This window comes from Microbacterium phyllosphaerae, assembly GCF_017876435.1.
GTDB lineage: Bacteria > Actinomycetota > Actinomycetes > Actinomycetales > Microbacteriaceae > Microbacterium > Microbacterium phyllosphaerae.
Genome location: NZ_JAGIOA010000001.1, coordinates 3,070,295 through 3,090,539 on the forward strand (window position 1 = coordinate 3,070,295; position 20,245 = coordinate 3,090,539).

A 20,245-nucleotide genomic window follows, 5' to 3' on the forward strand; every position below is an offset into this window, starting at 1 on the left:
CTTGTGATCATGCCTCATCTGCGTATCGCCTCGGTCAATGTCAACGGAATCCGGGCGGCGGCTCGCAACGGCATGGGGGCCTGGCTCGATGCGGCCGACGTCGACATCCTCACCCTTCAGGAGGTCCGCGGTCAGGACGAGCATCTCGAGGCCGCTCTCCCCGGCTGGACGTTCGTACACGACGAGGCCACGGCCAAGGGCCGTGCCGGTGTGGCGATCGCGAGCCGTACTCCTGCCCTCGCCACCCGCACCGACTTCGGCGACCCCGACTTCGATTCGAAGGGCCGCTGGATCGAAGCCGACTTCCTGATCGGCGACCGCCCGCTCACGGTGGTCAGCGCCTACGTGCACAGCGGCGAGGCCGACACTCCCAAGCAGGACGAGAAATGGAAGTTCCTCGACGCGTTCGGTGTGCGACTGGCTGAGCTCGGTCGCGAGGACGATGCGCTCGCCCTCGTCACCGGCGACCTGAACGTCGGGCACCGCGAACTCGACATCAAGAACTGGCGCGGCAACCGCAAGAAGGCCGGCTTCCTGCCCCGCGAACGCGGGTACTTCGACCGGTTCCTCGGTGCAGCCGGCGAGACCGTCGAAGGCGTCGACGGGTCCACCGGCACCGGACTCGGCTGGGTCGACGTCGGACGCGCCTTCCACGGCGAGGTCGAGGGCCCGTACACCTGGTGGTCGATGCGCGGACAGGCGTTCGACAACGACTCCGGCTGGCGCATCGACTATCACCTCGCCACCCCGTCGCTCGCAGAGCGTGCCACCGCCTACCATGTGGCTCGTGCGGCCGCCTATGACCAGCGGTGGAGCGACCACGCGCCGGTCGTCGTCGACTACACCTACTGAGAGCTCCCCGGCGGGCGTCAGGCGCTGAGAAGCGACACGACCAGCACGGTCGCCACCGCGAGGTATCCGAGCATGCACCACAGGTAGGCCGATCCACGGCGTGCACGGGGAAGAACGAGCGGAAGCGCGACGGCGAGAAGCAACCCGGCGCCGAGCGCGAGCACTGTGCCGAAGATCAGTCCGTACCCGTGCGGATCAGCCGATGCCGACCCGAACCGGCTGCTCAGAGCCACCCAGACGAGAGCCACGAAGGGGATGCCGAAGAAGACGGCCAGCACCAGCCCGATGATCCGGGTGATCACCTCACCCCGTGTCGTGGGATCCGCAGAGCGACTCGTCATGAGGCGAGTCTGCCCGGCGGACTCTCCGACCACCACCGCCCGCATAGGATTGATACCGTGACGAAACCTCGCCTCTACTCAGGAATGCAGCCCTCCGCCGACTCTCTGCAGATCGGCAACTACATCGGGGCACTCCTGCAGTGGCGGGACCTGCAGAGCTCCTACGACGCCTACTTCTCGGTGGTCGACCTGCACGCGCTCACTGTCGCGCAGGACCCGGCAGAGCTCCGCGAGAAGACGCGACGCACCGCCGCCCAGTACATCGCCGCAGGCATCGAGCCGTCGCTGTCGACGCTCTACGTGCAGTCGCACGTGCGCGCCCACGCCGAGCTCGCCTGGATCCTCTCCACCATCACCGGTTTCGGCGAGGCCGGACGGATGACGCAGTTCAAGGACAAGTCGGCGAGATACGGCGCCGATGCCACGAGCGTCGGCCTGTTCACCTATCCCGTCCTGATGGCTGCCGACATCCTTCTCTACCAGACCGACGTCGTTCCGGTCGGCGACGACCAGAAGCAGCACGTCGAACTCACCCGCGATCTGGCCGAGCGCTTCAACTCGCGCTTCGGTGAGACGTTCGTCGTGCCGCGCCCGGTGATCCAGAAGGACACCGCACGCATCTACGATCTGCAGAACCCGACCTCGAAGATGTCGAAGTCTGCCGAGAGCGACGCGGGTGTGCTCTGGATGCTCGACGATCCCGCCAAGTCGGCGAAGAAGATCATGCGCGCGGTGACCGACAACGAAGGCTCGGTGCGCTTCGACCGCGAGAACAAGCCGGGCGTCTCCAACCTGCTGACCATCTACGCCGCCCTGTCCGGGCGCCAGGTCGCCTCGATCGAAGACGAGTACGCGGGTCGCGGGTACGGTGACTTCAAGAAGGGGCTCGCCGAGGTCGTGGTGAACGAGTTCGAGCCGGTCCGGGCTCGCGCACTCGAGCTCTTGGATGACCCGGCCGAACTCGATCGGATCCTCGCGGCCAACGCCGCCAGGGCGGATGCAGTCGCCGATGCGACCCTCGCCGCGGTGTACGACCGGGTCGGACTGCTTCGTCGCGTGTGACAGCGGCCCTTAGGATGGGGGCGTGACTGATCCGCAGCTGCCCCCGTCCGGTGCCGTTCCTCCCGTGCCTCCCGCACCCGAGCCCGCCGCCCCGCAGCCTCCCGTCGCACCGCCCGCAGACGCGCCGGCACCGCCGACGTACGCGCCGGCGCCGCCCGCATACCAGCAGTCTCCCCCCGCGTCCGCGCCGACACCTCCCGCGTACCCGCAGGCTCCCCCGACGACCGAACAGGCACCGCCGGCTGTCCCGCAGGCTCCCCCGGCATACCAGCAGGCACCACCCACCTACCAGCCGGCACCACCCACCTATCAGCAGGCGTCCCCGGCGTACCCGCAGTCACCTCCGGCGTACCCGGTCGGCGCACCGGCTCCGCAGGCTGCCCCTCCCGGCGCCTACCAGGTACCAGTGGGCGGGTATGCGGCTCCGTCGGGCACCTACCAGGCGCCGCCCACCGAGCAGAAGCGTTCAGGACTTCTCGGCATTCTCGCTCTGGTCTTCGCGATCATCGCCGCCGTGGTCACGCCGATCATCGCCGGCGCCGCCGGGTTCGAGATCGGCCACCGGATTCCCGGCGGGCTCGACACGACGGATCCCGACTTCCTCTCGATCCTCTCCCCCGCACGCGATCAGGTGCTGTGGGCGGAGATCGCGTTCTGGACCGGCACCATCCTCGGCATCGCGGCGATCGTGATCGGCATCCTCGCCATCCGCAAGAAGCAGGCACGCGGCGCGGGCATCGCGGCCCTCGTGGTCGCCGTCCTCGGTCCGATCTTCTTCTGGGTCGTGCTGCTGGTGACGATCTCGGCGGGTACCGCGGCCGGCTTCCTGCCCTAGCCGCAGCACATCGCGGCAGACGCCGTCGCTCCGGCGTGAATCAGCGCGGAGCGTGGTGCTTCTGTTGCGCGGCCAGCAGCCCTTCGGCGACCAGCAGTTCGACGGCATCCGCCGCATCCGACACGAGGATCGGCAGGTTCGCGCGCTCGTCCTTGCCGAACGGCGAGAGCACCCAGTCGGCCGGATCCTGGCGTCCGACCGGCCGGCCGATGCCGACGCGCACTCGGGGGAAGTCTGGGGTGGTGATCGCGCGGGCGATGTCGCGGACCCCGTTGTGCCCTCCGTGGCCGCCGCCCGTCTTGAGCTTGACGGTGTCGAAAGGGATGTCGAGCTCGTCGTGTACGACGATGATCTGCTCGGGCGGCACCGAGTAGAACCGTGCCAGCGCGGCGACCGGGGTACCGGAGACGTTCATGAAGGTGTTCGGCTTGGCGAGAACGAGCTTGTCGCCCCCGGGGCGCAGCCAGGTCTCGACGACGCGAGCCCCGCCCTTGTGCTCGCGGAAGCTCTCTCCGCGCCTCGATGCGAGCTCGTCGATCACCATCTGACCGATGTTGTGCCTCGTCGCCTCGTATCGCGGGCCGGGGTTGCCGAGCCCCACCACGAGCCAGGTGGATGCCATGTCCTCGTCCTCTCGGATGCGGGCGCCGTGCGGTTCCCGGGTCAGAATACGACAGAGGGGGCGCGATCTGCTCGCGCCCCCTCTGTGATGCAGTCAGCTGTGAGCTGCGCCTGCGGAGATCACTCCGCGGCGGGCTCCTCTTCGGCAGCAGCCTCGTCGGCTCCGGCCTCGTCCTCTTCGAGCGACTCCTCGGCCGGGATCGAGATCGCGACCACGAGCACCTCGGGGTCGGTCAGCAGCGTCGAGCCCTTGGGGAGCGTGACGTCGGCGGCCGTGATGTGCGCGCCCTCTTCGAGACCCTCGACCGAGACCTCGACGTTCTGCGGGAGGTGCGTGGCCTCTGCCTCGATCGACAGGGTGTTCGCGTCCTGGTTGACGATCGTGCCGGGAGCCGGCTCACCGGTGACGATGACGGGAACGTCGATCGCGACCTTCTCGCCCTTCTTCACGACGAGCAGGTCGATGTGCTCGATGATCTGGTGCACGGGGTCCTTCTGGACGTCCTTGACCAGAGCGAGCTGAGCCTTGCCCTCGATGTCGAGCTCGAGCAGCGCGTTGGCGCGGCGGATGATGAGCGAGACCTGGTGGCCCGGCAGTGCGACGTGCACGGGCTCGGTGCCGTGACCGTAGATGACGGCGGGGATCTTGCCTGCAGCGCGCAGACGACGGGCGAAGCCCTTGCCGAAGCTCTCGCGGAGCTCGGCCTTGACCTTGGTGTCTTCAGACATGGGGTTCTCCTTCGGGGCACGCAGCGAGAGCTACGCGGTGGTCTTGGAATTGTTCTCGAACGCAGACACGTGAGGAAAGCCACCGGGCTTGCTTCGCCGCGTCGATAACGGATGCCAGCGCACGCGCAGAAGCATCCCTCGCCGAGGTACTCCTCTCATGGTACCGGATGAGCCGGTAGGCTGAGGACACCGATTCCCTCTCTGCAGAACACGGAGTTCCCTCATGCTCGACGGCGTCTTCTTCTCCCACGCGATCGCCTGGCTCATCGGTGCGATGACCGTGTGCGCCGCCGGATTCACCTTCGCCGCGCTGTTCATGCTCGGCCGCTCGGGCTACCGCAAGGACTGATCAGTCCGGATCGGGGATCATCGTCGGGCAGCGATGCGCCGTCCGGCGACACACGGGAGCAGCACCCCGTGGGCCGCGATAATCTGGATGCATCCCTTTCTTCTCGATCTAGGAGCCATCTGTGCCCGAAGCATCAGCGAACATCGGAGTCGTCGGACTCGCCGTCATGGGGTCGAACCTCGCCCGCAACCTCGCCAGCCGCGAGGGCAACACGGTGGCGATCTTCAACCGCAGCTACGAGAAGACCGAGACCCTCGTCTCCGAGCACCCTGAGGCCGGCTTCATCCCGGCCAAGACGTACCAGGAGTTCGCAGACTCGCTGCAGAAGCCGCGCACCGCGATCATCATGGTCAAGGCCGGCCGCCCCACGGATGCCGTGATCGACGCGCTCGTCGAGGTCTTCGAGCCGGGCGACATCATCGTCGACGGCGGCAACGCCTACTTCCCCGACACCATCCGCCGCGAGAAGGCCGTCCGCGAGACCGGCATCAACTTCGTCGGCGCCGGAATCTCCGGTGGCGAAGAGGGTGCACTCACCGGCCCCTCGATCATGCCCGGCGGCTCGGACGAGTCCTGGATCACCCTCGGCCCGATCCTGAAGTCGATCGCCGCGGTCGCCGAGGGTGAGCCGTGCGTCACGCACGTCGGTCACGACGGCGCCGGCCACTTCGTCAAGATGGTGCACAACGGCATCGAGTACGCCGACATGCAGCTGATCGCCGAGGCCTACGACCTCATCCGCCGCGGCACCGGCAAGTCGCCCGCCGAGATCGCCGAGATCTTCGCCGAGTGGAACAAGGGCGAGCTCGAGTCGTACCTGATCGAGATCACCGCAGAGGTGCTCCGCCAGGTCGATGCCGAGACCGGCAAGCCGCTCGTGGACGTCATCCTCGACCAGGCCGGAGCCAAGGGCACCGGCGCGTGGACCGTGCAGACCGCGCTGTCGCTCGGCGTTCCCGTCTCGGGCATCGCCGAGGCCACGTTCGCCCGCTCGCTGTCGTCGCACCCCGAGCAGCGCGAGGTCGCCGGTTCTCTTCCCGGTCCCGACGACGCGTTCACCGTCGCCGACGAGGCCGCCTTCATCGAAGACGTGCGCCTCGCGCTCTACGCCTCGAAGATCGTCGCCTACTCGCAGGGCTTCGACGAGATCCGTGCGGGTGCGGCCGAGTACGGCTGGAACATCGACCTCGGCGCGATCAGCAAGATCTGGCGCGGCGGCTGCATCATCCGCGCCCAGTTCCTCAACCGCATCGCCGACGCGTACGCCGCAGAGCCGGGCCTTCCCGTGCTGCTGACGGCTCCGTACTTCACCGAGGCCATCACCCGCGCACAGGCGCCGTGGCGTCGCGTCGTGGTCGCGGCTGCGCAGGCCGGCATCCCGGCCCCGGCGTTCTCGTCGTCGCTGTCGTACTACGACGGCATCCGCGCCGACCGCCTCCCCGCTGCACTCGTGCAGGGCCAGCGTGACTTCTTCGGTGCGCACACCTACAAGCGCATCGACAAGCCGGGCACCTTCCACACGCAGTGGTCGGGCGACCGTACCGAGATCGAAGCCGAAGACACGCACTGAGCGCGTCCGAGACATGACGAAGGCCCCGGCGATTCCGCCGGGGCCTTCGTCATGTCATGTGCCGTCCGTCACCTCGTGATGTCCTGCACCGTGCCCTTCGTGAGTCTGAGCCGTCGCGTCGCCCGGCGCGCGACGGCCGAGTCGTGCGTGACGACGATCATCGTGATGCCCTCGGCGCACAGCCCTTCGAGCAGAGTGAGGATCTCGTCGCGCATGCTCTCGTCCAGGTTGCCCGTCGGCTCATCGGCGAGCAGCACGCGAGGGCGCTTCACGATCGCCCTCGCGATCGCCACGCGCTGCTGCTGACCACCGGAGAGCTCGGTCGGCAGGTGGTCTCCGCGGTCGTCGAGACCGACGTGGGCGAGCGCCTCGACGACGCGCGCGGCACGCTCGGCGCGGGTCAGATCGGTGGGCTCCAACGCCATGTTCACATTCTCGGCCGCCGTCAGCGTCGGGATCAGGTTGAACCCCTGGAAGACGAAGCCGATCTCCTCGGCGCGGATCCGACTCAGTTCCCGCGCGGATGCCGAGGCCAGCTCGATGTCGCCGAGCTTCAGCGAACCGGACGACGGCTTGTCGAGCGCGCCGAGCATCTGCAGCAGAGTCGACTTACCTCCTCCCGTCGGGCCCTGGATCGTGACGAACTCGCCCGGGTCGATCGTCAGGTCGACGCCCGTGAGCGCCTTCACCGTGCGCCCCTTCTGCGTGTATGTGCGGGTGACATCCTGCGCGCGGTACAGCGGCGCCGTGGCGTCCGTGCCGTTCGCGGCGGGAGCGATATCTGCGATGGTCATGTCCGTGTCTCCTTGTCGGTGTCCTGTGTTCGCGAGTCCGTCAGGCGACGGAACGCAGTGCCTCGGCCGGGCTCAATCGCGCCGCCCGCCATCCGCCGAACGCTCCGGCGACGAGGCCGCCGAGCACGGCGAGGCCGACCGCGGCAACGAGCACCCACGGGGTGAAGGGGGCCTGCAGCACGATGTCGGCCGCCTGCTGGGTCTGGAACATGCCGCCTCCTCCTGTGGGGCCGCCGCCCATCCCTCCGGGGCCGCCTTCCGCATTGCCTGCGGCGGCAGCGGCGACCGTCGGCTTCACGAGGTTGATGACGACGATCCCGGCGATTCCGAGCACCAGGCCCACGGCGCCGCCGATCAGGCCCTGCACCATCGACTCACCGGCGACCTGCCGCACGACGCGCCCGTTCGACCATCCGATCGCCTTGAGCGTGCCGAACTCGCGGGTGCGGCGAGAGACGCCCGACAGCGTGAGCAGCACCGAGAGCAGCACGGCCACCGCGAGAACGATGATCGAGAGCCAGGTGCCGAGGTTCGTGATCAGCGACGTCGCGCTCGAGAGCGAACCCGAGACGGTCGAGGCGAGCTCGGACTGCGACGTGATCGTGGCATCCGGGAGTTCGTCGGTGAGTGCCGCCTGCACCGCGTCGATGGATGCCGCGGACTCGGCCTGCACGTACACGGTCGAGATGACGTCACCCGCGCCCGAGAGCTCCTGGGCCGTGTCGAGGGGCAGGTACACGTTGGCCGCGGTGTCGGCGGAATCGGACGTGGATGCCACGATGCCGACGACCTCGACATCGGAGCCTGCCACGTCGATCGTGTCGCCGACGGCGATCTCGTTCGTGGTCGCGTAGGTCGCGTCGACCAGGGCGACGAGCGCCCCGGAGTCATCCGTGTCGAGAGCACGACCGTCGCTGACCGCGACAGAGGCCAGTGGCCCGACGGAGGTCACGGCGGGGTCGATGCCGAGAACCGTGAACGAGTCGACGCCGAACGAACCGCCGCCGGCGCCATCCGCGCCGCCCTGAGGAGGAGCCTGACCCTCGGTCGGTGCGGTTCCCTCGGTCGTGCCGTCCTGTGCGCCGAACCCACCGCTGGGGAGCTCACCCGAGAAGGTCGAGTTGGTGAGGCTGAGCGCCGCGGATGCCGCAGTGACCCCATCCGTCGAGGTCACGGTGTCGAGCACGGAGGACTCGAGCGTCCCGCGCATGAAGTCCGTCATCAGTGTCGACTGGCTGAGCGTCGTCGTGTCGCCCTCCGTGGCACCGTCGTCAGAGCCGAAGTCGAAGCGCTGTCCGCCTCCCTCCCCCGGTTCCGCCGCGGCACCCGTGACGGTGAGGTCGGTGCCGACGCCGTAGACGGATTCGAGCGCCTGCGCCTGCGCGTCGCGCACACCCGCCGTGAGGGCGTTGACGATGATCACCAGGGCGATCGCGATCGCCAGTCCGATCGCGACGATCCACGTCTGTTTCTTGCGGCCCGCCAACTCTCGCCGCAGATATGTCCCGTACATGTGTCTCCTTCCGCCGCGCCGTTCGCGGGCCGATCATGACGCTAAGGAGCGGAGTTTTGCGAGATCGAGGGACGAGTGATGAGAAACCTATGCGGTGAGAACCTCACAGGAGACGCATAGCGCGCTCCATAGAAACCCCATAGGTGATTCCGCAGAATGTACTCATGAGCACCGATCTCCCCGAACTGCGCCGCCCCGACGGCTCGCCCCTGCGCATCCTCGCCGTCGATGACGAGCAGATGCTCACCGATCTGCTCGCGATGGCTCTGCGCATGGAGGGCTGGGAGGTGCGCACCGCCTCGTCCGGCCTCGAGGCTCTGCAGGTCGCGCGCGAGTTCGAGCCGGATGCCCTCGTGCTCGACATCATGATGCCCGACCTCGACGGCATGGCCGTGCTGCGCCGCCTCCGTGAGGCGGGCAGCCTCGTTCCGGTGCTCTTCCTCACCGCGAAGGATGCCGTGGGCGACCGGGTCGCCGGCCTCACCGCCGGCGGCGACGACTACGTCACGAAGCCGTTCAGTCTCGAAGAGGTCATCGCCCGCCTGCGGGCGATCATCCGCCGCACCGGCCACGCGACGGCCGACGACGGCCAGTCGATCCTCCGCGTCGCCGACCTCACGCTCAATGAGGACAGCCACGAGGTCGTCCGCGACGGCACCGAGATCGAACTGACCGCGACCGAGTTCGAACTGCTCCGCTACCTCATGCGCAACGAGCGACGGGTGCTCTCGAAGGCGCAGATCCTCGACCGGGTCTGGAGCTACGACTTCGGCGGCAAGTCCTCGGTCGTCGAGCTGTACATCTCGTACCTGCGCAAGAAGATCGATGCCGGACGCACCCCGCTGCTGCACACGGTGCGAGGCGTCGGATACATGATCAAGGCGCCTCAGTGAGCAATACGGGGATGACCCGACGGCCGATGAGTCTGCAGACCCGGCTGATGACGGCCGTGATCGGGTTCGTCTCGATCATCCTCGTGATCGTCGCCGTGATCACCAGCGCGACGCTCGGCGCGACCCTGGAACGCCAACTGGAAGATCGACTGAACGGCTATTCCCTCGACGTCGCGAAGCTGGTGAGCCGGGTGCCGGCCCAGATCGCGACCATCGACTATGTCGTCGAGGGCACGAACCCTGTGCCCGGCATTCTGCTCGCCGTGTCCAGCTCCGAAGGCGGCACCGGCGGGGTCGTCTTCCCCGACACGAAGGGCCAGTTGAGCGGCGTGTCGCAGACGCTGACGAGTGCCGACCTCGACCGCATCGATGCGGCACTCGGCGGGCGCGCGAGCGCTACAGTGACCTTGGACGACTTCGGTTCGTATCTCGTCGTCGTGAGGCAGGCCCCCAACGGCGTGAACGTCGTGACGGGCCTGCCCCGCACCGAGATCCAGAACCAGCTGGCGACTCTGCTCACCGTGATCGCGCTGGCGACCATCGGCGGCCTGATCCTCCTCGCGCTCACGACGGCCATCACGATCCGTGTCGGACTCAGACCGCTGAGGGCGGTCGCTGCGACCGCCACGCGCGTCGCGAACCAGCCGCTGGACCGAGGCGAAGTGCAGATCACCGAACGCGTGCCGGCGTCCGAGGCCGACCCTCGTACCGAGACCGGCCTCGTCGGGGCGTCGCTCAACACTCTGCTCGACCATGTGAACACCTCGCTGGCATCCCGCCAGAAGAACGAGGAGCGGATGCGGCGGTTCGTCGCCGATGCGAGCCACGAGCTGCGCACTCCGCTGTCGTCGATCCGCGGATACTCCGAGCTGTCGCTGCGCGCTCTGAAGCAGCAGGGCGGGGAGGCGGCGATCGAGGGCACCACGACGTCGCTCGAGCGCATCCAGGCTCAGTCGCTGCGGATGACCCGCCTCGTCGAGGATCTCCTCCTGCTCGCTCGTCTCGACGAGGGCCGGGAGCTCGTGTACGGCACCGTCGACCTGACCCAGCTCGCTCTGGAGGGGCTCTCCGACGCCCGTCCGACCGCTGTGGACCACCACTGGAACATCGAAGCGCCGGACGAGCCCATCGTCATCGTGGGCGACGCCGGACGGATGCACCAGGTCGTCGCGAACCTCCTCGCCAACGCCAGGACGCACACCCCCGCCGGAACGTCGATCACCCTCAGTGTCACCCGCGAAGGCGACGAGGCCGTGCTGCGGGTGCACGACAACGGGCCGGGCATCGACCCCGGAGTGCGCGACGAGCTCTTCGCCCGGTTCGCCCGAGGAGACAGCTCCCGCGCGCGTCAGACCGGCGGCACCGGCCTCGGCCTCGCCATCGCGAAGGCGATCGTCGAGGGTCACGGCGGCCACATCACGGTCGCCAGCGAACCCGGTGACACGACTTTCACCGTGCGCATCCCGGTCAGCCCCGCTGCGGGCGCAACCGACTGACGTCGCGGCCTGATCGCGGGAACCTCCTGCCTCAGCGGGGTCACTATCGCACCGGGACGAGGCGGTTCCCGTGCGGAAGTGACCCCGCATGGCGGTTCCCGTGCGAAAGCGACCCCGCATGGCGGTTCCCGTGCGAAACCGACCCCGCGTCGCGGTTCCCGTGCGAAAGCGACCCCGCGTGGGAGTCGGCCCCGGCCCCACACCGCCCTCGGGATGCAGTGTCGACCCCGCACCCGCAGGCGGGGTCAGAAACGCATCCGAAACGGACGAGTGCCGTGCGGAAGTGACCTCGCATGGCGGTTCCCGTGCGAAAGCGACCCCGCACGGAGGCACGGTACGGGGGGTGGCCCGATCCCACACAGAACCGGGCTCGACCCGTCTCAGTAGCCGGCGAAGGCGTCCGTCGTGAGGGAGCGGGCCCTCTGCAGGGCAGGCGCGAGGTCGGCGATCAGCCGAGGTGGGCCTGAGATGAACGAGTGACGCGTGGCCAGATCGGGGACGTAATGCTCGAGGTGCTCCGCATCGAGGCGCGCGCCCTGAGCCCAGGTCCAGTGGGCGGGAAGATCCGCAGGCTCGTCGCGGGTGAAGACGATCACACGGGCTCCGGTGGCGGCCAGCTCCTCGCGGAAGGCGAGCTCGGAGCTTTCGGATGCCACATAGACGAGCACCACGTCGCGCTGCTGCCCGGTGAGCTGAAGCTGGCGCAGCTGTGACACGAAGGGCGTCACACCGATGCCCGCGGCCACCATCAGCACCGGCGTCTCGGCGCGAGGCAGCAGGAAGTCACCCCAGGTGCCGGTGACCGCGAGCGCGGCCCCGGGCTCTGCTGCGGCCAGAGCGCGCTTGTAGCTTGACGGATGCTGCTGATCGCCGTTCTTGTAGGCGATGCGCAGCGTCGGCAGGTCGGCCGGAGCCGAGACGATGCTGAACTCGCGGCGGGTGCCTCGTGCATCCGGTCGGTGGTGCGGCACGTCGAGTTCGAGGTACTGACCGGGGAGGAAGCGCACCTTCCCCTTCGCGCGGAACGTCAGCTCCTGCGCGGTCGGGGTGATGAACTGCCGCTTCTCGAGCACGAGGCGCACGGATCCCCGCAGCGCGAAGGCGAAGGCCAGCAGGTTGCCGATGAGCAGGGCGCGCTCCTGGCCGAGTGTGAAGAGCCCGGCGACCTCGATCGGCCAGCCGGCGAGAATGCCGACGAGGGCGGCGACCGAGAACTGCTGCCAGCGCCGGGGCGGCAGCGTCAGAGGCTCCGACAGCATGAACGCGCCCAGGAACAGGAACGGCGACTGCAGCACCGCGAACGAGAGCGCGGATCCGAGGTCGAACGCGATCGCGAACTCCTGGGCCTGCACCGCCTGCCGCAGCACCGACACGGCGATCGCGACGACGAGGAAGATCACGACGATCCGCACCTTCTCGGTGCGCCACAGCACGGCGAGTCCGAGGATCGCCACGGGGATGAAGAGCGACGGCGTACCCACCCACCACGACGACGAGGTGCCGAGCCATTCGAAGGCCCCGAACGAGCCGAGGATCGACACGACGGCGGCACCGAAGGCCGCCGGATTGAGGATGTGGCGTCCGCGCCACGCGATCAGGTACTTCGACAGGCTCGCGACGGCGCCGGCGATCGCGAGTCCGAGCAGTGCTGTCGGTTCGAGCCCCGGCCTGAGCACGAAGAGCAGAATGAGCGCAGTGACGAGCGACGATTCGATGCGCCAGGGCAGACTCAGGATGCGCTGAGCCACCGCATCCACCAACGAGATCACCACCGCGAGCACGACGAAGGACGCGACGATCTCGAGAGGTGTCGGCGAGACGATCACGCCCAGCGCCGACAGCACGAGGGCGATGAGCGCGAGAGCCGCCAGGGAGAACAGCACCAGGCGGTACATCGACATGCCGCCGAGCAGTGCGAGCACGCGCTGCCGGAGGGCGGTGAGGGAGGTGATCACGGGTCTACTCTTCCCTAGTTCTGAGGGTCAGGGGCGTGCGGTGAACAGTTGTGCGGGGCATCCGGGCGAGCGTTCCGCGCGGCCGTCCGTCGACATTCGCACCCACTCCACTCCCCAGGATGCGGCGAGCTCAGGCCCGCCGTCGAAGAACAGGGCGGTGGCGACGGCATCCGCTCTCATCGCATCGGACGCGATGGCCCAGGTCGCCGCCCAGGTGCGCACGGGGATTCCGGTGCGGGCGTCGAGCACATGGTGAAGTCCTTCGCCCCATGCGCGGCGGTTGACCGCCGAGGCGCACAGCGCCGCATCCTGCAGCTCGATGACGCCGATCGCCTTGGTCGCGTCATACGGATGCTCGAGACCGATGCGCACCGCGCTTCCCCGCACCCGCATGTCACCGCCCGCGTCGACGACGAGGTCGCCCGGCACGTGGGCGAGCGTCTCGGTCACGAGGTCGACGAGGCGGCCTTTGCCGAGTGCGCCGACGTCGAGGAGCACCGGATCGGATGCCGTGGCCTCCCCCGCCGTCCAGCGGAGGCGTTCCGTCCAACCGGCCGGCGCCGCGACCGGATCGCCAGGGATGAGCGAGTACGACGCGTCATAGCCGAGCGCCGACAGGCTGTCGGCGACGAGTGGATTGACCGCGCCTGCGGTCGCCTGAGAGAGCTCTCGATAGACATCGAGCATCGCTCCGGCATCCGGCGACGAGATGGATCCGCCGTCGCGTCCGACGCGGGTGACCGCGGAGTCGTCCCGGAACCGGGACCACTCCCGATCGAACCGATCGATCTCGGCGCCGACGAGCTGTCGCTCGTGGGCGCCGAGCTCATCCGATGTCTCGATCTCCCAGGTCGTGCCGATCGCGTCGAAGCGCCAGATCGCCATGGCCGTGTCAGGCGCCTCAGGCGGCGGCCTGCTCCTTGATCGAGTCGACGGCCTCGTTGAACCCGCCGCTCGTGAGCGACGAACCGGCGACGCGGCTGACGTTCAGGTCATCGAGCGACTTGCCGACGACCTCATCCGAGATGCCGTCGATGAACTGACCCTGGTACTGCTCGGTCTCGCGGGCCTTGGGGTCGCCCGTCACCTCGACCTCGGTCACGACGCCGTCGGCGATCGTGAGGGTCACGCTGATGGATTCGACGGTCTCAGGCGTCTGGTACGAGCCGTCGGCCGTGTAGGTGCCGTCGGTGTAGTCGCCGGTCGATGCTCCCGAATCGGTCGACTCGGTGCTCGTGCCGCTGCCGGTGTCGGTGGACTGGTCTTCGGCGTCTGCTGTGCCGGAGCATCCTGCGAGGACGAAGAGTCCTGCGATTCCGGCGAGGGCTGCGCCCTTGCGAACAGAAGTCGGTACAGTCGTGCGGATCATGATGGTCCTCCCGGCCTTGATCGGTGTGTTGATTCGACCGTAGGGACAGCATCTATGTGCGGGCTGTGCCCGATATATGGGTCGCCTACGCGTCTCCGCCGAACATGCTCGTGACGGATCCGTCCTCGAAGACCTCGTGGATCGCGCGAGCCAGCAGCGGGGCGATCGGCAGGATCGTCAGCTTGTCCCAGCGACGCGACTCGGTCAGGGGGATCGTGTCGGTGATGACGACCTCGTCGATCGAGGCGTCCTGCAGACGCTCGGATGCCGGGTCGCTGAAGATCGCGTGCGTCGCCGCGACGATCACGCGGTGCGCGCCGTTCGCCTTGAGCGCCTGTGCGGCCTTCACGATGGTGCCACCGGTGTCGATCATGTCGTCGACGAGAAGGCAGGTGCGTCCTTCGACGGCACCCACGATCTCGTGCACGGAGACCTGGTTGGCGACCTTCGGGTCGCGGCGCTTGTGGATGATGGCCAGCGGCGCGCCGAGGCTGTCGGACCACGTGTCGGCGACGCGGACGCGGCCCATGTCGGGCGAGACGACGGTGAGGATCTTGCGGTCCTCGGCGCTCAGCGTGCGCTGGAAGTAGTCCAGCAGCACGGGCTTCGCGAACAGGTGATCGACAGGACCGTCGAAGAAGCCCTGGATCTGGGCTGCGTGCAGATCGACGCTCATCACGCGGTCTGCCCCGGCGGTCTTGAGCAGGTCGGCTACGAGTCGGGCGCTGATCGGCTCGCGTCCACGGCCCTTCTTGTCCTGACGCGAATACGGATAGTAGGGCGCGACGACCGTGATGCGCTTGGCGGAGGCGCGCTTGGCCGCGTCGATCATGATCAACGCTTCCATGAGCCACTCGTTGACCGGCTCACCGAAGGTCTGGATGAGGAAGAGATCGCAGCCGCGGATCGAGACGTCGAAACGGGCGTAGATCTCGCCGGAGGCGAAGGTGCGGTGCTCGGTCGGCACGACCTCGGTACCGAGGGATGCAGCCACCGCAGCGGTCAGCGCCGGGTGCGAACGACCACCGGCGACGACGAGCCGCTTCTTGGTCTTGGCGACGAGTCCGGGGGCGATGCCGTTGTCCCGGTCCATATCGACAGTCTTCTTCTTGCGCGCCATCGTTTTCGCCTATTCCGCCACTCGGGATCGGGCTGCGGCGTCTGCCGCACCCGTGCCTGCCCTGTTCTTCTCGACCCAACCCTCGATGTTGCGCTGAGGGGCGACGCTCATGGCAAGGGAACCGGCGGGGACGTCCTTGCGGACCACGGCGCCGGCACCTGTCTTGGCGCCAGCTCCCAGCCTAACGGGCGCGACGAGGGTCGTGTGCGAGCCGGTGTGCACCTCGTCCTCGACGACCGTGCGGTGCTTGTTCACGTCGTCGTAGTTCGCCGTGATCGTGCTCGCACCGAGGTTGACGCCACGGCCGATGGTCGCATCGCCCACGTACGACAGGTGCGGGACCTTGCTGCCCTCGCCGATCTCGGCGTTCTTCGTCTCGACGTACGCGCCGATCTTGCCCCTGGCGCCGAGCACGGTGCCGGGGCGGAGGAACGAGAAGGGGCCGACCGTGGCCTCGGCGCCGATGACGGCGAGCGTGGCGTCGGTACGACGGACGATCGCGTCCGCACCCACCTCGCAGTCGACGAGCGTCGTGTCCGGGCCGATGATCGCGCCCTCTGCGATCGTCGTGGCGCGCAGGATGTGCGTGTTCGGGAGGACCGTGACGTCGGGCGCGAGCGTCGCGTCGTCATCGATCCAGGTGGTTGTCGGGTCGATGATCGTGACCCCCGCGAGTTGCCAGCGGCGCACGATGCGCCGGTTGAGCAGACGACCGACCTCGGAGAGCTGGGCGCGGTCGTTGACGCCGAATGTGACGGTGACGTCGGAGACGACGGACGCGGCCACCCGACTGCCGTCGCGGCGGAGGAGCCCCGGAACATCCGTCAGGTACATCTCGCCCTGCGCGTTGTCGACGCCGACCGAGGGAAGGTACCTGCGCAGCGTGCCGATCCGGAACACATACATGCCCGCATTGATCTCACGGACGCTCGCCTCGTCGGCGCTCGCGTCCTTCTGCTCGACGATGCGGTCGACGCCGCCGTCCGCGTCGCGGATGACGCGGCCGTAGCCGGTCGGGTCGTCCACGACCGCCGTCATCAGGGTCGCCTCCGCGTCGGCATCGCGGTGGGCATCGAGGAACGACCGCAGCGTGTCGGCATCCGCGAGCGGGCAGTCGCCCGAGAGCACGAGGACGTCGCCGTCGAACTCGGCGGGCAGTGCGTCGACCGCGACCTGGACGGCGCGTCCGGTGCCGGGGACCTCGTCCTGGTCGATGAAGATCGCGTCCGGGTAGTCGGCGGTGAGCGCCGCGACGACCTGGTCGCGCTCGTGCCGCACGACGACCTCGACGTGCTCGGCCCCGAGACGGCCGGCGGTCGTCAGAACGTGCCCCACGAGTGGTCGCCCCGCGATCGGATGCAGCACCTTGGGCAGGCGCGAGCGCATGCGGGTTCCCTGGCCTGCGGCGAGGATGATGATGGCGAGATTGTTCCCAGTCATGCTCCGCCGCCAGGACTCGAACCTAGACCTAACAGCTCCAAAGGCTGTCGTGCTGCCATTACACCACGGCGGACCGCGGCCCCCGAGAGAGCCGCGGGTCAAGTCTGCCACGTCCGCCTGCGTGCTACCGGCGATAATGGACGGATGACTGAGGCGGATGAGGTTGATCGGATCGTCGGCGCCTGGAACACCCAGCGCCCCGACCTCGACTTCTCGCCCCTCGAGGTGCTGTCGCGGATGGACCGGCTGACCCGGCTGCTCGATCGCGCCCGTCGCGACGTGTTCCGCCGCAGCGATCTGGAGGCCTGGGAGTGGGACGTGCTGTCGGCGCTGCGCCGAGCGGGCGCGCCCTTCCAGCTCTCCCCCAAGCAGCTGCTCCAGCAGACGCTGGTCTCGAGCGGCACCATGACCAATCGCATCGACCGGCTGGTCGGACGACGTTTCGTGCGGCGCGAGGACGATCCGGCCGACGGACGCAGCGTCCTCGTCACGCTCACGGATGACGGACGCATCAGGGTGGATGCCGCGATCACACGGCTCGTCGACGTCGAGGACGACCTGCTGCGGGCGCTCTCCCGCGGCGATCGGGACCGTCTCGCCGCGCTGCTGCGCAAGCTGAGCCTGAGCTTCGACGCGTGAGGTTCTGACGACATGGCGATGCTCTCCCCTCTTCCGGTGCGCGACGGCGTCGGCGCGACGCGCCTGCATGTCCCGATGAGCGGCGAGTGGCCGACCGTCGGGGCCTACATGATCGAGCGCTTCTTCCACCTCGACCCCGAAGGGCTGCTGAGCCGCTTCGATCGCGGAGAGATCGTGGCCAGGGACGGGAGCCCGCTCACGCGGTACACGCCCCTGGGCGTCGAGGAGTTCATCTGGTACTACCGCGACCCGCCTGTGGAGACCCGGCTTCCCGTCGAGATCGAGGTCATCCATCAGGACGACGACCTGGTCGTCATCGACAAGCCGCATTTCCTGCCGACGATCCCCGGCGGGAAGTTCCTGCAGAACTCCGCGCTGATCCGCCTCCGCAACCTGCTGGGCAACGACGAGCTCGCACCGATCCACCGCCTCGACCGGGCGACCGCCGGGGTGCTCATGTTCTCGGCGCGTCCGCAGACCAGGGCGCCCTATCAGCTGCTGTTCGAGACCAGGCAGGTGCAGAAGGTCTACGAGGCCGTCTCCGCCCGTCCTGACGACTGGGACGCGTCGCGGTTCCCCCTCGTGTACCGCAACCACATCGTCAAGCTCCGCAACGAACTGAAGGTCCAGGTCGACGACGAGCGGGAGCCGAACGCCGAGACGCTGATCGAGGTGATCGACGCCGACGCGCGCGTCGTGCACACGCTGCTTCGCCCGCACAGCGGCAAGATGCATCAGCTGCGGGTGCACCTCGCGGCGCTGGATCTCGGCATCCTGAACGACCCGTTCTACCCCGAACTCCGCGGCGAGCGACCGGACGACTTCGCCCACCCCATGCAGTTGCTCGCCCGCGAGCTGCACTTCGTGGATCCGCTGAGCGGCGCTCCGCGGATGTTCTCCACGACGCGCACGCTGCAGGAAGCGCCCGTCAGCGGCGCATGATCTTGCGTGCGAGCCTCGTTCCGAGGATCTGCACGAGGTGCACGAACACCACGATCAGCACGATGGCCGTCCACATGACGACAGGCTCGAACTGCCGGAAGCCGTAGATCTGGGCGAACGCACCGAGCCCGCCGCCGCCGATGAGACCGGCCATCGCCGTCATGTCGATGAGCGCCACCACGATGAAGGTGTAGCCCAGGATGAGCGGCCCGAGCGACTCGGGGATCGCGACGGTGAAGAGGATGCGCCACGGGCCGGCACCCATGGCACGAGCGGCCTCGATCACGCCAGGCGAGACCGACACGAGGTGCTGCTCGACGATGCGTCCGATCGCGAAAGCGGCCGCCAGAGCGATCATGAAGGCCCCGGCGGTCGTGCCGATGCCCGTTCCGACCACGACGCGAGCCAGAGGCTGGGCGACCGCCACGAAGAGCACGAACGGGATCGGGCGGAAGAAGTTGACTCCGAGGTTCGCGATGACCGCGACCGCGCGGTTCTGCGCGAGCCCTCCCGGCCGGGTGACGTAGAGGATCACACCGATCGCGAGGCCGAGGATGCCGCCGAGCACGAGCGCGAACGACGTCATGTACAGGGTCTCGAGCGCGGCCTTCCACAGCTCGGGCCACAGTTCGTTCAGACGGTCCATCAGCGCGCCTCCTCTCCGGCGATCTCGGTCACTTCGACGCGTTCGCCGATTCCTGCGAGCGTCCGGTCGACGACCGCATCCTCGCCGCGGATCGCGAGCGTGAGGTGCCCGAAGGCCCGCCCGCGGATGTCGTTGATGCCGCCGTACACGAGCTCGAAGTCGAGCCCCGCGGCAGCCAGGTCGAGGAAGACCTGCGCCTGCGACGAGTCGCCGTCACGGAACGAGAACGTCACGAGGCGCCCCCGGTGGCGCTCGCGCAGCACGGACAGCTCGGACGGCGACGGGATGCCCTTCACGACCGTGCCGACGAAGCGTTGCGACGCGGGGTTCTGCGGAGCCGAGAAGACGTCGAACACGTCACCTTGCTCGATCACGCGACCGTTCTCCATGACTGCGACCTTGGTGGCGATGGTCTGGATGACGTCCATCTCGTGTGTGATGACCACGATCGTGACGCCCTGCTCCCTGTTGACGCGCTTGAGGAGGTCGAGCACCTCGTGCGTGGTCTGCGGGTCGAGGGCGCTGGTGGCCTCGTCGGCGAGCAGGATCGCGGGGCCGGTGGCGAGAGCACGGGCGATGCCGACGCGCTGCTTCTGTCCGCCCGACAGCTGCTCGGGGTACGCCTTCGCCTTGTCGGCCAGGCCGACGAAGCTGAGCAGCTCGGCGACCCTCGTCTCGATATCGGCCTTCGACCAGCCGGCGAGTTTGAGCGGATAGGCGATGTTCGCCTTGACGCTGCGGGAGGCGAAGAGGTTGAACTGCTGGAAGATCATGCCGATCCCGCCGCGCACCTTGCGCAGCTCGCTCTCCTTGAGCGCCGTGATGTCGACATCGTCGACTGTGATGGTGCCGCTCGTCGCCGGCTCGAGGGCGTTGATCAGGCGCACGAGGGTCGACTTGCCCGCACCGGAGTAGCCGATGATGCCGAAGACATCGCCCTTCTCGATCGAGAGGGTGACGTCGTCGACGGCCACGACCTCTGCGTCATCACGCGTGCGGGAGGGGTAGGACTTCGAGACGTTCGTCAGGGTGACGATCGGCATGTGGTGCTCCGGTCAGGTTGTCGGGAACGACGAATC

Annotated in this window: 21 protein-coding genes and 1 tRNA gene; 9 read left to right on the top strand and 13 right to left on the bottom strand. The window is 68.2% G+C overall.

Going from position 1 to position 20,245, the window contains the following annotated elements:
• The first annotated feature begins 9 nt into the window (after positions 1-9).
• Positions 10-852: an exodeoxyribonuclease III gene (locus JOF42_RS14490; protein WP_210098472.1), complete on the top strand. Its 843-nt coding sequence runs from the start codon at positions 10-12 to the stop codon at positions 850-852.
• Between the two features lie 17 nt (positions 853-869).
• Here JOF42_RS14490 and JOF42_RS14495 read toward each other — a convergent pair whose 3' ends face one another.
• Complete coding sequence (locus JOF42_RS14495; protein ID WP_210098473.1) at positions 870-1,193, bottom strand: hypothetical protein; 324 nt, start codon at positions 1,191-1,193, stop codon at positions 870-872.
• A gap of 57 nt (positions 1,194-1,250) precedes the next feature.
• On the opposite strand from JOF42_RS14495, the gene trpS reads away from it, so the two are divergent.
• Positions 1,251-2,255 (top strand): tryptophan--tRNA ligase, encoded by a 1,005-nt coding sequence (gene trpS, locus JOF42_RS14500; RefSeq protein ID WP_210098474.1) that lies wholly within the window; start codon positions 1,251-1,253, stop codon positions 2,253-2,255.
• Between the two features lie 22 nt (positions 2,256-2,277).
• Entirely contained in the window at positions 2,278-3,090 is an 813-nt protein-coding gene (locus JOF42_RS17975; protein WP_281070765.1) for a hypothetical protein, read from the top strand.
• Between the two features lie 40 nt (positions 3,091-3,130).
• Here JOF42_RS17975 and pth read toward each other — a convergent pair whose 3' ends face one another.
• Both pth and JOF42_RS14515 read right to left on the bottom strand, forming a co-directional pair.
• Entirely contained in the window at positions 3,131-3,712 is a 582-nt protein-coding gene (gene pth / locus JOF42_RS14510) for an aminoacyl-tRNA hydrolase (RefSeq protein ID WP_210098475.1), read from the bottom strand.
• Between the two features lie 119 nt (positions 3,713-3,831).
• A complete protein-coding gene (locus tag JOF42_RS14515; RefSeq protein ID WP_210098476.1) occupies positions 3,832-4,440 on the bottom strand; it encodes a 50S ribosomal protein L25/general stress protein Ctc in 609 nt (202 codons plus the stop codon).
• A 223-nt stretch (positions 4,441-4,663) separates the two neighbouring features.
• Between JOF42_RS14515 and JOF42_RS18115 the strand changes: the two genes are divergently transcribed.
• Positions 4,664-4,789 (top strand): hypothetical protein, encoded by a 126-nt coding sequence (locus JOF42_RS18115; RefSeq protein ID WP_259161935.1) that lies wholly within the window; start codon positions 4,664-4,666, stop codon positions 4,787-4,789.
• Between the two features lie 121 nt (positions 4,790-4,910).
• Positions 4,911-6,359, top strand: coding sequence for an NADP-dependent phosphogluconate dehydrogenase (gnd, locus tag JOF42_RS14520; protein WP_210098477.1), 1,449 nt, complete (start codon positions 4,911-4,913; stop codon positions 6,357-6,359).
• A gap of 68 nt (positions 6,360-6,427) precedes the next feature.
• On the opposite strand, the gene JOF42_RS14525 is transcribed toward gnd, so the two are convergent.
• Together JOF42_RS14525 and JOF42_RS14530 are read right to left on the bottom strand one after the other, a co-directional pair.
• Entirely contained in the window at positions 6,428-7,153 is a 726-nt protein-coding gene (locus JOF42_RS14525; RefSeq protein ID WP_210098478.1) for an ABC transporter ATP-binding protein, read from the bottom strand.
• A gap of 40 nt (positions 7,154-7,193) precedes the next feature.
• Entirely contained in the window at positions 7,194-8,666 is a 1,473-nt protein-coding gene (locus JOF42_RS14530; RefSeq protein WP_210098479.1) for an ABC transporter permease, read from the bottom strand.
• A 164-nt stretch (positions 8,667-8,830) separates the two neighbouring features.
• Here JOF42_RS14530 and JOF42_RS14535 point away from each other — a divergent pair, with 164 nt between their 5' ends.
• Both JOF42_RS14535 and JOF42_RS14540 read left to right on the top strand, forming a co-directional pair.
• On the top strand, positions 8,831-9,559 hold the full coding sequence (locus JOF42_RS14535) for a response regulator transcription factor (protein ID WP_210098480.1): 729 nt from the start codon (positions 8,831-8,833) through the stop codon (positions 9,557-9,559).
• 26 nt (positions 9,560-9,585) lie between these two features.
• A complete protein-coding gene (locus tag JOF42_RS14540) occupies positions 9,586-11,055 on the top strand; it encodes a sensor histidine kinase (protein ID WP_210098481.1) in 1,470 nt (489 codons plus the stop codon).
• 380 nt (positions 11,056-11,435) lie between these two features.
• Here JOF42_RS14540 and JOF42_RS14545 read toward each other — a convergent pair whose 3' ends face one another.
• From JOF42_RS14545 to JOF42_RS14570, 6 genes are all read right to left on the bottom strand, one after another.
• Positions 11,436-13,010, bottom strand: a complete 1,575-nt coding sequence (locus JOF42_RS14545; RefSeq protein ID WP_210098482.1) for a flavodoxin reductase — start codon at positions 13,008-13,010, stop codon at positions 11,436-11,438.
• A gap of 27 nt (positions 13,011-13,037) precedes the next feature.
• A complete protein-coding gene (locus tag JOF42_RS14550) occupies positions 13,038-13,895 on the bottom strand; it encodes an FAD:protein FMN transferase (RefSeq protein WP_210098483.1) in 858 nt (285 codons plus the stop codon).
• Positions 13,896-13,911: 16 nt separating this feature from the next.
• Entirely contained in the window at positions 13,912-14,379 is a 468-nt protein-coding gene (locus JOF42_RS14555; RefSeq protein WP_210098484.1) for an FMN-binding protein, read from the bottom strand.
• An 85-nt stretch (positions 14,380-14,464) separates the two neighbouring features.
• Positions 14,465-15,499, bottom strand: a complete 1,035-nt coding sequence (locus JOF42_RS14560) for a ribose-phosphate diphosphokinase (RefSeq protein WP_210098485.1) — start codon at positions 15,497-15,499, stop codon at positions 14,465-14,467.
• Between the two features lie 9 nt (positions 15,500-15,508).
• Complete coding sequence (gene glmU, locus JOF42_RS14565) at positions 15,509-16,939, bottom strand: bifunctional UDP-N-acetylglucosamine diphosphorylase/glucosamine-1-phosphate N-acetyltransferase GlmU (protein ID WP_210098486.1); 1,431 nt, start codon at positions 16,937-16,939, stop codon at positions 15,509-15,511.
• Position 16,940: 1 nt separating this feature from the next.
• A tRNA-Gln gene (locus tag JOF42_RS14570) sits at positions 16,941-17,012 on the bottom strand.
• Positions 17,013-17,083: 71 nt separating this feature from the next.
• On the opposite strand from JOF42_RS14570, the gene JOF42_RS14575 reads away from it, so the two are divergent.
• Together JOF42_RS14575 and JOF42_RS14580 are read left to right on the top strand one after the other, a co-directional pair.
• Positions 17,084-17,578 carry a MarR family winged helix-turn-helix transcriptional regulator gene (locus tag JOF42_RS14575; RefSeq protein WP_210098487.1) on the top strand — a complete coding sequence of 165 codons (495 nt, stop codon included), beginning with the start codon at positions 17,084-17,086 and terminating at the stop codon, positions 17,576-17,578.
• Positions 17,579-17,596: 18 nt separating this feature from the next.
• Complete coding sequence (locus tag JOF42_RS14580; protein WP_210099223.1) at positions 17,597-18,520, top strand: pseudouridine synthase; 924 nt, start codon at positions 17,597-17,599, stop codon at positions 18,518-18,520.
• Here JOF42_RS14580 and JOF42_RS14585 read toward each other — a convergent pair.
• Both JOF42_RS14585 and JOF42_RS14590 read right to left on the bottom strand, forming a co-directional pair.
• The gene (locus JOF42_RS14585) at positions 18,507-19,166 is read right to left on the bottom strand and encodes a methionine ABC transporter permease (protein WP_210098488.1); all 660 of its coding nucleotides are present in this window, start codon (positions 19,164-19,166) and stop codon (positions 18,507-18,509) included. The two genes, JOF42_RS14580 and JOF42_RS14585, sit on opposite strands and share 14 nt — an antisense overlap.
• Positions 19,166-20,209, bottom strand: a complete 1,044-nt coding sequence (locus tag JOF42_RS14590) for a methionine ABC transporter ATP-binding protein (protein ID WP_210098489.1) — start codon at positions 20,207-20,209, stop codon at positions 19,166-19,168. The genes JOF42_RS14585 and JOF42_RS14590 overlap by 1 nt, the downstream gene beginning before the upstream one ends.
• Between the last annotated feature and the right edge of the window lie 36 nt (positions 20,210-20,245).